Annotated in this window: 8 protein-coding genes and 1 riboswitch; of the genes, 6 read left to right on the top strand and 2 right to left on the bottom strand. The window is 68.0% G+C overall.

From position 1 onward, the window contains the following. Window positions 1-53 precede the first annotated feature (53 nt). Both N5079_RS05260 and N5079_RS05255 read left to right on the top strand, forming a co-directional pair. The gene (locus N5079_RS05260) at window positions 54-656 is read left to right on the top strand and encodes a hypothetical protein (RefSeq protein ID WP_261582305.1); all 603 of its coding nucleotides are present in this window, start codon (window positions 54-56) and stop codon (window positions 654-656) included. A gap of 66 nt (window positions 657-722) precedes the next feature. After that, complete coding sequence (locus N5079_RS05255) at window positions 723-3032, top strand: ATP-binding protein (RefSeq protein WP_261582304.1); 2310 nt, start codon at window positions 723-725, stop codon at window positions 3030-3032. A 31-nt stretch (window positions 3033-3063) separates the two neighbouring features. Here the strand turns inward: N5079_RS05255 and N5079_RS05250 are convergent, their stop codons facing one another. After that, a complete protein-coding gene (locus tag N5079_RS05250; RefSeq protein WP_261582303.1) occupies window positions 3064-5802 on the bottom strand; it encodes an ATP-binding protein in 2739 nt (912 codons plus the stop codon). A 204-nt stretch (window positions 5803-6006) separates the two neighbouring features. After that, window positions 6007-6081: riboswitch (S-adenosyl-L-homocysteine riboswitch) on the top strand. 14 nt (window positions 6082-6095) lie between these two features. Between N5079_RS05250 and metH the strand changes: the two genes are divergently transcribed. Then, entirely contained in the window at window positions 6096-9734 is a 3639-nt protein-coding gene (gene metH, locus N5079_RS05245; RefSeq protein WP_261582301.1) for a methionine synthase, read from the top strand. 81 nt (window positions 9735-9815) lie between these two features. Here the strand turns inward: metH and N5079_RS05240 are convergent, their stop codons facing one another. Then, window positions 9816-11012, bottom strand: coding sequence for an FAD-dependent monooxygenase (locus N5079_RS05240; RefSeq protein ID WP_261582300.1), 1197 nt, complete (start codon window positions 11010-11012; stop codon window positions 9816-9818). 268 nt (window positions 11013-11280) lie between these two features. Between N5079_RS05240 and dnaE the strand changes: the two genes are divergently transcribed. The 3 genes from dnaE to N5079_RS05225 all read left to right on the top strand — a co-directional run. After that, a complete protein-coding gene (dnaE, locus tag N5079_RS05235; protein WP_261582299.1) occupies window positions 11281-14865 on the top strand; it encodes a DNA polymerase III subunit alpha in 3585 nt (1194 codons plus the stop codon). Between the two features lie 10 nt (window positions 14866-14875). After that, on the top strand, window positions 14876-15226 hold the full coding sequence (locus N5079_RS05230) for a DUF6300 family protein (protein ID WP_261582298.1): 351 nt from the start codon (window positions 14876-14878) through the stop codon (window positions 15224-15226). A gap of 280 nt (window positions 15227-15506) precedes the next feature. Then, window positions 15507-15743: hypothetical protein (locus N5079_RS05225; protein ID WP_261582297.1), on the top strand; the 237-nt coding region annotated here is incomplete at its 3' end.

Below are 15743 nucleotides of genomic sequence, written 5' to 3'. Positions count from 1 at the left end.
CGGGTCCACGCGGACGCACCCCCCTCTGATCTCGCAGCGTGAGGAGCCCCCCAGTGACTGCCATCGCCGCTATCGTCCAGGACGGCCGCGTCTACATGGCCGGCGACTCGGCCGGATCCTGTGGCTGGGACATCCGCCTGCGCTCCGACCCGAAAGTCTTCCTCAACGGCCCCTACGTGTTCGGTTTCACCACCAGCTACCGCATGGGGCAACTTCTGCACTACGCGTTCACCCCGCCCGAGCCTCCCGCCGAGAGCGATGTGCACGCTTTCATGGTCACCACGTTCGTGGACGCCGTCCGCGCATGTCTGAAGGAGGGCGGCTACGCCCGCAAGGACTCCGAACAGGAGTCCGGCGGCACGTTCCTCGTCGGTGTGGCCGGGCGGCTCTTCGAGATCGAAGACGACTACCAGGTGGGGGAGTCCGCTGACGGGTTCGCCGCGGTCGGGGGCGGCGCGGCCGTCGCGCTCGGCGCCCTCCACGCGACCGCCGACCTCGGCATGGAGCCCAACGAACGGCTCCGGCGCGCTCTGGCGGCGGCGGAGCGCTTCAACAACGGCGTCCGCGGCCCGTTCGTCTACGCGATCGGCACCGTGGACATCGCTGATCGCCACACCACGGGAGAGACCACGCGCGGGGATTCGGCCCGGTCATAGCATGGGTTTATCGGTTCGTTATAACGCATGGTTGATCCATTGCTTGAGCCGGGCGCGAGGCGAGGGATGAACGCGACAGTCAGTTCTCCGGAGCGGCGGCGGTTGCGCGGTGGTGGGCTGCCGGTCGAGGGCACGAGCTTCGTGGGGCGTCGGCAGGAGGTGGCCGACGTCAAGCGGATGCTGTCCGGGGCCCGGGTGGTGACCTTGACGGGTGCGGGCGGGGTCGGCAAGACCCGGCTGGCCTCGCGGGTCGCCGGTGACGTCCGGCGGGCGTTCCCCGATGGCGTGTGGCTGGTCGAGCTGGCGGAGCTCGCCACTCCGGAGCTGCTCCTGGAGACGCTGACCGAGGTGCTGGAGATCCGCGCTCCCTCGGCGCGGCCGCGGTTGGAGGCGGTGGCCGAGCACCTGCGCGACAAGCGGGCGTTGGTGGTGCTGGACAACTGCGAGCATCTCCTGCCCGCCTGCGCGATGATCGCCGAGCGGTTGCTGCGGTCGGCTCCGGGGCTGCGAATCCTGGTGACCAGCAGGCAGCCGCTGGGGGTCTCCAGCGAGCGGATGCTTCCGGTCCCGGCGTTGGCCGACGGCGACGCGGTGCGGCTGTTCACAGAGCGGGCACGGGCCGTGCTGCCGGATTTCACGGTGACCGAGGACAACCGGGAGGCAATCGAGCGGATCTGCCGGCGGCTGGACGGGATTCCGCTCGCGATCGAGCTGGCGGCGGTGCGGTTGCGGGTGTTGTCGGCGCAGCAGTTGCTGGACCGGCTCGACGACCGGTTCCGGCTGCTCACCGGCGGCTCGCGGGCGGCGTTGCCGCGCCACCAGACGCTGCGGGCGCTGATCGACTGGAGCTACGGCCTGTGCGGCGACCAGGAGCGGCTGCTGTGGGCGCGGGCGTCGGTGTTCTCCGGAGGGCTGGATCTGGACGCGGCCGAGCAGGTCTGCGCCGGTGACGGCGTCCGCCGCGAGGAGATCGTGGACCTGGTGGGCGCCCTGGTGGACAAATCCGTGCTGGTCCGCGAGGACCACCCCACCGGAGTCCGTTACCGGATGCTGGAGACCATCCGTCAGTTCGGCCAGGACCGGCTTCGGGAGTCCGGGACGGAGCACGAGTTGCGGCGCCGGCACCGCGACTACTACCGGTGGCTGGCGGCCGAGGGACGCGAGCGGGTCTTCGGCCCCTCCCAAGTGGCCTGGGCCACCCGGCTGAAGGCCGAGCATCCCAACCTGCGCGCCGCCCTGGAGCACTGCTTCGCCGACCCGCGAGAGGTCAGGACGGGTCTGGACATGGCCGGCGACCTCCTCTACCACTGGATCACCAGCTACTACCTGGGCGAGGGACGCCGCCTGCTCGACCGGGGGCTCGCCGTCGAGACCGGACCGAGCGAGGTCAGGGCGCGGGCTCTGTGGGTCAACAGCTGGCTGGCGATCGTGCAGGCCGACATCGCCTCCGCCGAGAGAATGCTGGAGGAGAGCCGTGTCCTCGGGGAACGGCTGGGGCAGCCGTCCGTCCGGGCGTATGTCGCGCTCTTCTCCGGGATGATCGCCATGCACCGCAGAGAGGCCGAATCCGCGGTCGCGCTCTACGAGCAGGCGGTGGCCCTGCACCGCGCGGCGGAAGACCCCGTCGGCCTCGCGCTGGCCCTCATCCGCCTGTCCCTCGCCCATTCCTTCCGGGGCGACCTGCCGCGCGCCATCTCCCTCGCCGAAGAATGCCTCAGGCTGTGCGACGCCCATGAGGAGAGCTCGCACCGGGCGTGGGCGATGATGGCGCTGGGAATCGCGGTCTGGTGTCAGGGCCACAACCACCGTGCGGCCCTCCTGGAGAAGGAGAGCCTGCGGTTCAACCGTTCGCTCGGCGACCCGCTGGGCATCGGGCTCAACCTGGAGGCACTGGCCTGGATCGCCGCCGGCGAGGGCCGATATCAGCGCGCGGCGTCGCTGCTGGGAGTCCTCCAGACCCTCTGGAAGGCGATCGGCGCTCCGCTGTCCGGATACGGGCTGGCCGGCTACCACGACCGATGTACGGCACGGACCCGCCAGGCACTCGGCGAATCCGCCTTCCGCGCAGCCCTGACGAAGGGGGCAGAGCTGCTCTTCGAGACCGCGCTCGAGTATGCCCTGCAGGACTCCCGACCCGTCGATGAGCCCGTCGATGGGCCTGTTGAGCGGGCCGCGCGCCACGCGCCGCTCACCCGCCGGGAGACGGAGATCGCCCAGCTCGTCGCCGAAGGGCTGAGCAACAAGGACATCGCGGCCTCTCTCACCATCGCCCAGCGCACGGCCGAGGGCCACATCGAACACATCCTGACCAAGCTCGGCTTCCACTCCCGCACCGAGATCGCCGACTGGATGCGGGAGCGGAGCAGGACCGGGTGACGCCCCTTCCGCCGGCGTCCGGGGTGACCCGTCAGCCCAGATCGGAGTCTTCGGCGGCGAAGGCATGCAGCTGGGCCCGGGTGGTGATCCCCAGCTTAGGGAAGATCCGGTAGAGGTGAGAGCCGATCGTGCGGTGGGACAGGAACAGCCGTTCGCCGATCTCCTTGTTGGTGAGCCCCTGGCCGGCGAGACTGACGATCTGCAGCTCCTGGGCGGTCAGCAGCTTCGTGAGCGACGGCTCCGGCCCGGCCGGCCGCACACCGGCGGCGCTCAGCTCGATCCGGGCGCGCTGCGCCCACGGTGCGGCTCCCAGTCGCTCGAAGACGTCGAGCGCGGCGGTCAGCTCGGCTCGGGCCGTTTTGATCTGCTTCTGCCGGCGGAGCCGCTGGCCGTACTCGAGGTGGGCCCGGGCGCGCTCGAACGGCCACTGATCACCGGCAGGGTCGCCCAGGGCGGCCTGGAAGTGCCGCTCGGCCTCCTCGTCGGAGGTGGCCAGGATGGCGCGGGCCGTGCTCATCAGCAGGCCGAGCCGTACGGTGGGCCGTTCCGATAGGTCGGCGGACGCGGCCCGGAGCACGAGCTCGGCCTCGTCGGCGCGGCCGGTGAGGACCGCGGCGGCGGCCAGGTCCGCGAGCGCGTAGTAGGACAGGTGGTCGTGGACGGGGCCGCCGCCGGATGTGAAGAGCTCCCGGAAATGGTCGTAGGCGATCTCGTGGTTGCCCTCGGCGGTGGCGGCCAGGCCGAGAGCCCGCTCGCACCGCGCGGTGACGACGCGGCTCTGCGGGTCCGCGGCGGACATCGCCCGCTGCGCGAGCGTACGGGCCTCGTCGGCCTGGCCGCGCAAGGCCGCCAGAGTCGCCTGGAGAGACCGCGCCATCGCGGTCGAGAACCCCGGGTTGATCTCGATGGAGATCCTTACCGCGTGGGCGGCCATGGATTCGGCCTTCTTCCACTTCCCGGCGTCAAGACAGGCGAAGCCGTAGAACGACAGGAACGAGCTGTTGCTGCCCGGCAGCGCCGCCTCCCGTTCCGGGTCCAGGAGGCCACCATGCAGGTCGATCGCCGCGGCCGTGTGGTCGCTGTGGAACGCCATGAAGCCCAGCAGGAGCCGGGTGAAGAAGTCGGGGTTGGAAGTGGCGCGGGCCCGCTCCACTTCGACGCCTATCCAGTCATGGGCGGCGAGCATGTCGGCGCTGGCCTTCACCCACATCGGCATCGGGTTGCCCGGATCGAGCGGCTCCGTGATGAGCGCGGCGGTCCGCCGGATCTGCTCACGGTGCTCCCGTACGCCGGAATAGACGGCCACGCTCCCCATCACGCTCAAGATCCCCAAGGCGGCCATCGGTGAGTGCGACGCGGCCGCCTCCGCCGCCGGGACGAGCAGGTTCATCGCCGAGTCCTGCCGGCCGCTGTTGGAGATGGCCCAGCCGACCAGCGGCGGGAGCTGAGCGAGCACCTCGGGCTCGTCGGTCAGGGTGGCGATCGTGTCGCCGTACTGCTTGACCCTCTCGACCATCTCGTTGAAGAGAGCGAACTGGGCCGCCCTGGCCAGCCGCCGGGCCCGGACCCGGCGGTCCGGGGTCAACTGCGCCGCGCGGTCCATGGCCGTGAGCGCTTCGGCGGGCGCGCCACGCCGTTCGGCCCGTTCGGCCACCTCCTGGAGCAGCGAGGCGACCTCCTCGTCGGGTCCCGCCGCGGCCGCCGCCAGGTGCCAGGCCCTCCGGTCGGGATCGTGCTGTACGGCACGGGCGATGGCCAGGTGAGCCGTACGGCGCGCCTCGACCGAGGCGGCCTGATAGATCGCCGAGCGGATCAGCGGATGGCGGAAGGACGGGCCGGACCCGTCGCGGCTGACCAGCCCGGCGCGCTCGGCCGGCTCCAGCGCCGTGGGGGGCACGGCGCCGGACGCGGCGGCCAGCACCGCCCGCCACTCCGCGCCGTCGGCGGTGGACAGCAGCAACAGCAGTTCCCGGGTCTGGCGCGGCAACTCCGCCAGGTGCATGGCGTAGACCTGCTCCAGGCGCTCGGTGAGCGGAAACGTCTCGGCCGACCAGAACGCGGCCCGCCCCATCTTCGCCCCGGCGACCTTGGCGAGTTCGATGATCGCCAGCGGGTTGCCCCCGGCCTGGCTCAGCACCCGTCGCGCGAGGGTCCTGGCGGGCGGGTCCGGCTGCCGGTCCAGCAGTGCCCCCGCCGCGTCGTCGCCGAGCGGCCCCAGCCGGAGCTCGGTGAAGTCCTCGCCGAACGCCGGGGGAGCGGACTCGCGCGTCGCCGCCAGAACAGTGATCGGCTCGCCCGGCAGCCGCCGGGCCAGGAAGCCGACCACGTCCTGCGACGCCCGATCGATCCACTGAACGTCGTCGATGACCAGGAGCACCGGGCCGCGCTCGCCGAGTTCGGACAGCAGCGTGAGCGTCGCCATGCCGACCAGCATCCGGTCCGGCGGCCCGCCGTCGAAATCCATGGCGAACGCCCCGCGCAACGCCGAGCGTTGCCGTTCGGGAAGGGAGTCCATGCGGTCCAGCACCGGCCGCAGCAGTTGGTGCAGCGCGGCGAACGGAAAGTCGGCCTCGCTCTGGTGTCCCCTCGCCACGAGCACGGTGATCCCGTCCGGTATCACGCTGCGGACAGCGGTCTCGATCAGGGCGGTCTTGCCCATCCCCGGATCGCCCCGGACCAGCAGGGCCTGCGCGGTGGCCGGCCTCTCATCGTGCCTCAGCCGGACGAAATCCCCGATCAGTGCCGCCTCTTGCTCACGGCCAACGATCACTGCCCACCCCAGACGTTCCGTGCTCCCCGACGCCGACCACGGCTAGGACATAATCGGGTCATCCCAAGTATGAGCAATCGGAAGTATGAGGCGCGAGCCGCCCTGATCGGATGCCGTCGCGGGGGTGGCCCGCGTGGTCAACTGAAGCACGATGGGACAATCCGACGCTCGGAACGGCGCATGTCGCCCTTGTATCCTTGGTTTCAAGCCGAGAGGCGCTGCGACGGGCCGAGGTCCGCCACGCTCGGCCGGGACTTTCCTCAAGGGCGCCTTCCATAACGGGAGGTGGTCCGGTGGACAGGTCCTTGAACGGCGGAGCGGGCGTTGGGGCTCAGGCTCTGCGAGAGCTGCTGGACGAGCGGGTCCTGGTGCTCGACGGGGCCTGGGGAACGATGCTGCAGGGCGCCGGGCTGACCGCGGCGGACTATTGGGGCGACCGCTTCCGGGACCATCCGCGTGATGTGACCGGTGACCCGGACCTGCTGAATCTGACCCGGCCGGATCTCGTGCTGGATGTGCACCGGCGATATCTGGCTGCGGGCGCCGACATCACCACGACCAACACGTTCACCGCGACGAGCATCGGCCAGTCGGACTACCTGCTTCAGCCGTTCGTGCGGGAGATGAACCTCCGGGGCGCCCAGTTGGCGCGGCAGGCCGCGGACGAGGCCGGCGGGCGTTTCGTCGCCGGCTCGATCGGACCGCTGAACGTCACGCTGTCGCTGTCCCCGCGGGTGGAGGATCCGGCGTACCGGGCCGTGACGTTCGACGAGGTCCACGCCGCGTACGCCGAGCAGATCGAGGCGCTGGCCGAGGGCGGCGTCGACCTGCTGCTGATCGAGACGATCTTCGACACGCTCAACGCGAAGGCCGCGATCGCCGCCGCGCGTGATGTGGCCCCGCACCTGCCGCTGTGGATTTCGCTGTTCATCGACGTGAGCGGGCGGACGCTGTCGGGGCAGACCGTCGAGGCGTTCTGGAACGCGATCGAACACGCCGGCCCGCTGGTGGTCGGCGTCAACTGCTCGCTGGGCGCGGAGGAGATGCGCCCGCACGTGGCCGAGTTGTCGCGGCTCGCCGGCGTCTACACGGCGTCTCATCCCAACGCCGGGCTGCCCAACGCGTTCGGCGGCTATGACCAGCAACCCGACGAGACCGCACGGCTGCTCGGCGAGTTCGCCGGATCAGGGATGGTCAACATCGTCGGCGGGTGCTGCGGGACGACCCCGGCGCACATCGAGCGGATCGCGGCCGCCGTGTCCGGCCTCCGGCCGCGCCCGCTGTCGGCGCCGTCGGCGCGTACGAGATTCAGCGGTCTGGAGCCCTTCGAGATCGGCCCGGACACCGGATTCGTCATGATCGGGGAGCGGACCAACGTCACGGGGTCGGCGCGTTTCCGCCGCCTGATCGAGAGCGGCGACCATCAGGCCGCCGTCGACGTCGCGCTGGAGCAGGTGCGCGGCGGCGCCAACGTGCTCGATGTCAACATGGACGCCGACCTGCTCGACAGCGAGCAGGCCATGACCACGTTCCTGAACCTGATCGCGACCGAGCCGGAGGTCGCCCGCATCCCGATCATGGTCGACAGTTCGCGGTGGAGCGTGCTGGAGGCCGGCCTCAAGTGCGTGCAGGGCAAGGGCGTGGTCAACTCGATCAGCCTCAAGGAGGGCGAGGGCCCGTTCCTGGAGCAGGCCTCGCGCATCCGCGACTACGGCGCCGGCGTGGTCGTCATGGCGTTCGACGAGCAGGGACAGGCCGACACCGTCGAGCGCAAGGTGTCGATCTGCGCCCGCGCCTACGACCTGCTCACCCAGCGGGCCGGATTCGCCGCCGAGGACATCGTGTTCGACCCCAACGTGCTCGCGGTCGCCACCGGCATCGCCGAGCACAACGGCTACGCGAAGGCGTTCATCGACGCGCTGCCGCTGATCAAGCGACGCTGCCCCGGAGCGCGGACCAGCGGTGGCATCTCCAATCTGTCGTTCTCCTTCCGCGGCAACGACGTCGTACGCGAGGCGATGCACTCGGCGTTCCTCTTCCACGCCGTGCGCGCCGGCCTGGACATGGGCATCGTCAACGCGGGCCAACTCGCGGTCTATGAGGACATCCCGGCAGACCTGCTCGAACTCGTAGAGGACGTGCTGTTCGACCGCCGCGCCGACGCCACCGACCGGCTCGTCGCGTTCGCCGAGACGGTGAGCGGCACGGGGACCCGCCGTACGGTGGACCTGTCGTGGCGTGAGGCGCCGGTCGAGCAGCGCCTGGCGTACGCGCTGGTGCACGGCATCGTGGACTTCATCGAGTCCGACACCGAGGAGGCCCGTCTGCGGGCGGCCCGCCCACTCGACGTCATCGAGGGGCCGCTCATGGACGGCATGAAGACCGTCGGCGACCTGTTCGGCGCGGGCAAGATGTTCCTGCCACAGGTCGTCAAGAGCGCGCGGGTGATGAAGCGCGCCGTCGCCCATCTCGAGCCCTACATGGAGGCCGACAAGGAGCGGGCGCGGCTGGAAGGTCGCGCCGACATCGGCCGGGGCAACGGAAAGGTGGTGCTCGCCACCGTCAAGGGCGACGTGCACGACATCGGCAAGAACATCGTGGGCGTCGTTCTCGGCTGCAACAACTACGAGGTCATCGACCTCGGTGTGATGGTCCCCGCCGCCGTCATCCTCGACACCGCGATCGCCGAAGGCGCCGACGCCGTGGGCCTGTCAGGGCTGATCACCCCGTCGCTGGACGAGATGGTCACGGTCGCCGCCGAGATGGAGCGCCGCGGGCTGAAGCTTCCCCTGCTGATCGGCGGTGCCACGACCTCACGCCAGCACACCGCGGTTCGCATCGCCCCCGCCTACGACGGCACCACCGTCCATGTGCTCGACGCGTCCCGCGTCGTCGGGGTGGTCTCGGACCTGCTCGACGCCGACCGGGCCGAGGAACTGGCCGTGAGCAACCGCGCCGAGCAGGAGCGCCTTCGCGAGCAGCACGCGACCAGGGAGCGGCGCCCCCTGCTGACCCTGGCGCAGGCCCGCGACAACCGTGAGCGGGTTCCGTTCGATGACCTGCCGGTCCCCGCGTTCACCGGTGTGCGCCTCGTCCAGCCGGATCTCGCCGCCCTCCGAGCGATGATCGACTGGCAGTTCTTCTTCCTGGCCTGGGAGTTGAAGGGCAAGTATCCGGCGATCCTCGACCAGCCGGCGGCCCGGGAGCTCTACGACGAGGCGAACGTCCTGCTCGACCAGATCATCGCGGACGGGTCGCTCCGCGCGCGAGGCGCCTACGGCTTCTGGGCCGCCCGCTCCGAGGGCGACGACATCGTGATCAGCGACCACCGCGGCGACCTCCGCCTCCCGATGCTGCGCCAGCAGACGGCCAAGCCCGCGGGCCGCCCCAACAGGTGCCTCGCGGACTACGTCGCCCCGGCGGGGGATCACGTCGGCGGATTCGCCGTGGCGGTCCACGGAGCCGAAGACCTCGCCCATGCCTTCGAGACGCGACACGACGACTACCGGGCGATCATGGTCAAAGCCCTGGCGGACCGCCTCGCCGAGGCGTTCGCCGAGCACATCCACCTCCAGGCGCGGCGCGCCTGGTACGAGCCGGACGCCGACCCCTCGCTCGAAGACCTGCACGCCGAGCGCTTCCGCGGCATCCGTCCCGCCTTCGGCTACCCCGCGAGCCCGGACCACAGCCAGAAGTCGGACCTGTTCGACCTGCTCGACGCCAAGCGGCTCGACATGGGCCTGACCGAGTCCTTCGCGATGACTCCCGCCGCCAGCGTCAGCGGTCTCCTCTTCGCTCACCCCTCGTCGCGATACTTCACTGTGGGACGCATCGGCCAGGATCAGGCCGAGGACTACGCCCGACGGCGAGGCGTCCACCTCGCCGAAGTCGAGCGCTGGCTACGCCCCAACCTCGCCTACGACCCCCGGTGACCCCACGCCGCTGCCGTACGGGCCCGGCCTGGCCGAGCGCATTCGGGAGCCCCCGGCAGACGGCTCTCTGACCATGAAGGCCTACGCGCCTGTTCTGGCGCCCCCGACGTAGTGCTTGAGCTTGATGTGGTTCGCGGCGCTGGTCGTCATCCTGTTGAGGACGCCCACGAAGAGCCGGGAGGCGAGGATCTTGTAGATCGTGCCGCGTCGCTGGATCTTCTTCGCGGTGGAGGGGGCGAAGAACGGCCCCACACCGGCCGCTACCCGCTGGCACGCTTTCGCGTAACCGCGGATCTGCTGCTCATACTGCGGGAAGGCCACGGAGTGGTCGCCGCCGGCCGCCGCCAACTCCCCGGCCAGCACGTACGAGGAGATCATGGCCATTCCGGCGCCCATGCCGCCGGTAGTCGCGCCGTACCCCGCGTCGCCGAGCAGTGCCACGCGTCCCTTGGTGTAGTGGTCCATCTGGACCAAGCCGATCGTGTCGAAGTAGAACTCGCGCGCGCCTGGGAGGGCGGCCACGAGCTTCGCGCTTTCCCAGCCCATCCCGGCGAAGGCCTCGGCCACGATCCGCTTCTGCGTGGCGACGTCGCGCCGGTGGTAGTCGAGGGGCTCGGCGGCGAAGACGCACATGGCGTTGGCCTCCCCATCCCGCGTGCCGTACACGAGCATGCCTCGCCCCGGCTCGCTGTAGAGCATCGACTCGGCGTGGAGCCCGAGGTGGTTGGGCGCGCTGAACAGCGCGACGTAATAGCCGGAGGATTTCACGTACTGCGACTCGTCGCCGAAGGCCAACCGCCGGACGTTGGAGTGCAGCCCGTCGGCGCCGACGACCAGGTCGAAGCTCCGGGGGGCGCCGTGCTCGAAGGCCACGTCCACCCCTGTGGCGGTCTCGACCATGGACGCGATGGAATCGCCGAAGATGTACTCGACCCTGTCGCGGGTGCGCTCGTACAGGAGCCTGCTGAGGTCGCCGCGAGCGATCTCCACCTCTCCGCCGGTGAACGAAGCCGGCAGGCGCACCTGCTCGGCACCGTGGGCGTCGAGCAGGATGAGCGGCCCAGGCGGGGTTCGGTGGCGCTTGATGTCGTCCAGGATCCCCATCCGCTTCAGCATTGTCAGGTGCGCCTCGCCGCGGAAGTCCACGGCCTGACCGCCCTCACGCAGGGTCTCCGCCCGTTCGACCACCGTCACGTCGAACCCGTACTGGTGCAGCCAGTACGCCAGCGCCGGACCGGCGATGCTCGCACCGGAGATCAGGATGTTCTTGCTCTTCATGTCGCGGTCCCCTCGGGTCGTCCACCTTGATGAGCCGAGGTTCGTGGACCGCACTGACCGATGGCTTACGAGTCGCTGACGGTCCGACGTAGGGGCTCGCACCGTGTGGCGCCCCCGGGGTGAGTTCGATGCGCAGATGTGTTCGGGGATGTTCGACCACCGATCGCATCCTTTCCGGGCGAGCGCGACCGGCCATAGCGGCTCGGTCGATAGAGTTGGGTCGCCTCGCGCGCCCCACTCGCCCCACCACGAAAGGCCAAGATCACCCGTGGCTGATTCGTTCGTTCACCTGCATGTTCACACCGAGTACTCCATGCTGGACGGCGCGGCGAAGATCGGAAAATTGGCTACGCGAGCAGCCGAACTGGAAATGCCCGCGATCGCGATGAGCGACCACGGCAACCTGTTCGGCGCCTACGAGTTCCAGGCCAAGATGAAGGCCGCCGGGGTCAAACCCATCATCGGGATCGAAGGCTACGTCAGTCCCGAGTCCCGCTTCTACAAGCAGCCGGTGTTCTGGGGCGAACCCCATCAGCGCAAGTCTGACGAGCGGACCGGGCTGGGCGGCGACGTGTCGGCCAGCGGAACCTACCTGCACAAGACGATGTGGGCGGTCAACGCCCAAGGTCTGCGCAACCTGTTCAGGATCTCTTCGCTGGCCTCCCTTCAGGGCCACATGAAGAAATACCCGCGCATGGACGACGAGCTGTTCGAGCAGTACCACGAAGGGATCATCGCCACCACCGGCTGCCCGTCCGGCGCGATCCAGACCCGGCTCCGGCTCGGACAGTACGACAAGGCGCTGGAACACGCGGCCAAGTATCAGGAGATCTTCGGGCGCGACAATTACTTCCTGGAGATCATGGATCACGGCGGGATCCCGATCGAGACGGGCGTCCGTAGCGACCTGCTGCGGATCGGCGAGACTCTCGGCATCCCACCATTGGTCACCAACGACTCCCACTACGTCACCGAAGACCAATCCACCGCGCACGACGCATTGCTGTGCGTGGGCACGAACTCCCAGATCAGCGACCCCAACCGGTTCCGGTTCTCCGGCAACGGCTACTACGTGCGCACCGCCGAGGAGATGTGGGCACTCGACCCGAACTCCGAGCTATGGGCGCAGGGTTGCAAGAACACCCTGCTGATCGCCGAACGCGTCGAACCCTACGACGAGGTGTTCGCCCACCGCGACCTTGCCGCCAAGTTCCCGGTCCCCGAGGGGGAGACCGAGATGAGCTGGCTCCGCAAGGAGGCCCAGCGCGGCGCCGTCCGCCGTTACGGCGACCCCGTACCAGCCCATGTCCTCGAACGGATCGAGTACGAGCTCGGCGTCATCGAGAACATGGGATTCCCCGGCTACTTCCTCGTCGTCGCCGACATCTGCCAGTACGCACGTGACAACGGCATCTGGCTTGGCCCGGGCCGAGGATCGGCCACCGGCTCCATGGTGGCCTACGTCACCGGCATCACAGAACTCGACCCCATCGAGCATTCCCTGCTGTTCGAGCGGTTCCTGAACCCCGAACGCATCTCCATGCCCGACGTCGACCTCGACTTCGACGAGCGTCGCCGCGGCGACATGATCCGCTACGTCACCGAGCGGTACGGCGAGGACAACGTCTCGCTGATCATCACCTACATGACGATCAAATCGAAGGCTGCGGTCAAGGACGCGGCCCGCGTCCTTGGCTACCCCTTCGTCGTCGGGGAAAAGATCACTAAAGCGTTCCCGCCCGCCGTCATGGGCAAGGAGATCCCGCTCGCCGGCATCTTCGATGACAAGCACCCCCGGTACGCCGAGGCGACCGAACTGCGCAAGCTGTATGAGGAAGACCAGGACGTCAAGAAGGTCATCGATACCGCACTGGGTCTGGAGGGACTGACCCGGGGCACCGGCGTGCATGCCGCGGGCGTCATCTTGTCCTCACAGCCTCTGATCGACGTGATGCCGATCTTCATGCGGCCCGACGATGGCGCCCGCATTACCGGCTTCGACGGGCCCAGCAGCGAAAACATGGGCGCGCTGAAGATGGACTTCCTCGGCCTGCGCAACCTGACCGTCATCGGTGACGCCGTCCAGAACGTGAAGGACAACCGCGGCATCGACTTGGACATGCTGACGCTGTCGCTGGACGACAAGAAGACATACGAAGTACTGGCGCGGGGCGAGACGCTCGGGGTGTTCCAGCTCGACAGCTCAATGATGCGGGACCTCACCAAGCTGATCGCCCCAGCCCGGTTCGAAGACATCTCATCGGTCCTGGCGCTGGGCCGTCCCGGCCCGATGGGGGCCAACGCCCACACGAACTACGCGCTGCGTAAAGCCGGGCAGCAGGAGATCACACCGATCCACCCCTCACTCAAGGAAGCTCTCGACCCGATCCTCGGCACCACCTACCACCTGGTGGTCTACCAGGAGCAGGTCATGGCCATCGCCCAGCAACTGGCCGGCTACACCCTCGGTGGCGCCGACATCCTGCGCCGGGCGATGGGCAAGAAGAAGAAAGAGGAGATGGACAAGCAATGGGCTACCTTCTCCTCAGGCATGGTTGCCAAGGGGTACACCGAGGAAGCCGCCAAAGCCGTCTGGGACGTCCTGGAACCTTTCAGTTCCTACGGGTTCAACAAGTCCCACACCGCCGGCTACGGGCTTGTTTCCTACTGGACCGCCTACCTCAAGGCAAACTATCCGGCCGAGTACATGGCCGCCTTGCTTACCTCGGTCGGCACCAACAAGGACCGGATGGCGCTCTACCTTGCTGAATGCCGCCGGATGAAGCTGAAGGTCCTACCGCCCGATGTGAACCAGTCCGGGCTGCGCTTCAGCGCCGTCGGCGAGGACGTCCGGTTCGGGCTCGGCGCGATTCAAAACGTCGGGGAAAACGCCATCAACGGCATCATCGCCGCTCGAACCCAAAAAGGTGCCTTCAGCGACTTCAATGATTTCCTGACCAAGGTTCCACAGGTTGTATGCAACAAACGCACCATTGAATCGCTGATCAAGGCCGGGGCGTTCGACGGGCTTGGCCACACCCGGCGGGGCCTGGTCCAGATCCATGACCAGGCCGTGGACTCAGTCATCGATGTCAAGCGTAAGGAGGCATTGGGCCAGGACTCGCTCTTCGGCGCGTTCGACGACGACAGCGGGGCGGCCAGTGTCTTCAACGTCATGGTCCCCGAAGGCGAGTGGGACAAGAAGACGAAACTGTCCTTCGAGCGGGAGATGCTTGGCCTCTATGTCTCCGATCATCCACTCAACGGCGCGGAACGTGTGCTGGAACGCAATCGCGACGTGACCATCGCCCAGGTCCTCGACGGCCAAGCAGGATTCGGCAACGTCCGCATCGCCGGCATCATTTCCAGCGTCGACAAGAAGGTCACCAAAAAGGGTGACGTGTGGGCCATCCTTAAGATTGAAGACCACGACGCATCTATCGAGGTGCCCTGTTTCCCCCAGACCTACCAGCTGTACGGGACCAACCTCGCGCCCGACCTGGTCGTCTCCGTTACAGGTCGGATCCGGTCACGTGGCGATGGCGAGGAGGCCACCATCTCCTTCAACGCCACAGACATTACGTTCCTTGACATTTCTGGCATCCAGGATGACGGCCGCGAACCGATCGTGATCGCTCTCCGCGAGGAGCGCATTAACAAAGAGCTCGTCTATGAACTGAAACGCATCATGACGGTACACCCGGGTGAAACTCCTGTTCGCCTTCGAGTAGAACGGCTCAATCGAAAAATTCAACTGGTCGAACTACCCGATTACGCAGTGAACATCAGCAACGGAGCATTCGCCGGGGACATCAAAGTGCTTCTGGGCGCCAACGCGTTGGTCGTGCCATGACAGACGATCGATGAATCCTTCGGCGCGCATGGAAGTCATCCCGTCTGAAGAACAACCGGAATGCGGGCGATGCGGCAAGGAGGGCATCCTGTCCGCCCGGGTCCCACACCACCTCGTCAACGCCCGAGAGGAAACCGTGATGGGAACCTCCATTGTCGTTCTGTGTCCGCGTTGCGATATCAGGCAACCCGAGGCCGGTGCGCTTATCGCATGGTTCGTCGTGAACGCCAAAATAACCAGCGATAACCTGACGTCGGCCGCAGAGCTCGTCCATGCCTGGGCGTCTTTCGCCAGTGTTCCTCCTCTCAACGAAGCCGCACTGGAAGCGGAAGTTGAGGCATGGCGGGGAGGCAACCTTTAGTTCCCGGCCACGTTGGTAGTACCAGCTGTCGGTCGGCCCGCACGGCTGCGACCGGCACAAGTCGACACGTACCGCGACCGTAAGAGAGTTGACGAGGTCACTCCGGCTGTGGCAAGCTGAAGGCGGCACTGAGGTTGACGCTTATAGTACGTGTAGACACGCGTTTGTCTTTTGCGTTACGCTGCTCCCTCGCGCCGTCTTTTGATGTCCCCGGATTCCGCCCGGGGCATTTGGTGTGCGCGCAGCTCGATTCCATCCGTGCTCTCCGGAAGGACATCTGTTGGCAGCCTCGCGCAACGTCTCCGCCGTACCCGCCGGTCCCCGTCGCGTGTCTTTCGCGCGCATCCAGGAGCCCCTGGAAGTTCCTGACCTTCTCGCCCTGCAGACCGAGTCCTTCGACTGGCTGCTCGGCAACGAGAAATGGAAGGGCCGGGTCGAGGCGGCTCGCCAGGCCGGGCGCAAGGACGTTCCGGCCCAATCCGGTCTCGAAGAGATCTTCGAGGAGATCAGTCCCATC

This window comes from Planotetraspora sp. A-T 1434 (assembly GCF_025420585.1).
Taxonomy (GTDB): Bacteria; Actinomycetota; Actinomycetes; order Streptosporangiales; family Streptosporangiaceae; genus JAOEGB01.
Note: the sequence above shows the minus strand (reverse complement) of the source record. Positions and strands in the feature narration are given on the sequence as shown.

Excerpts from the sequence above, each read along its gene's own strand:
- N5079_RS05255 (WP_261582304.1), top strand. The coding sequence starts at position 723 with ATGAACGCGACAGTCAGTTCTCCGGAGCGGCGGCGGTTGCGCGGTGGT.
- N5079_RS05240 (WP_261582300.1), bottom strand. The coding sequence starts at position 11,012 with ATGAAGAGCAAGAACATCCTGATCTCCGGTGCGAGCATCGCCGGTCCG.
- N5079_RS05230 (WP_261582298.1), top strand. The coding sequence starts at position 14,876 with ATGAATCCTTCGGCGCGCATGGAAGTCATCCCGTCTGAAGAACAACCG.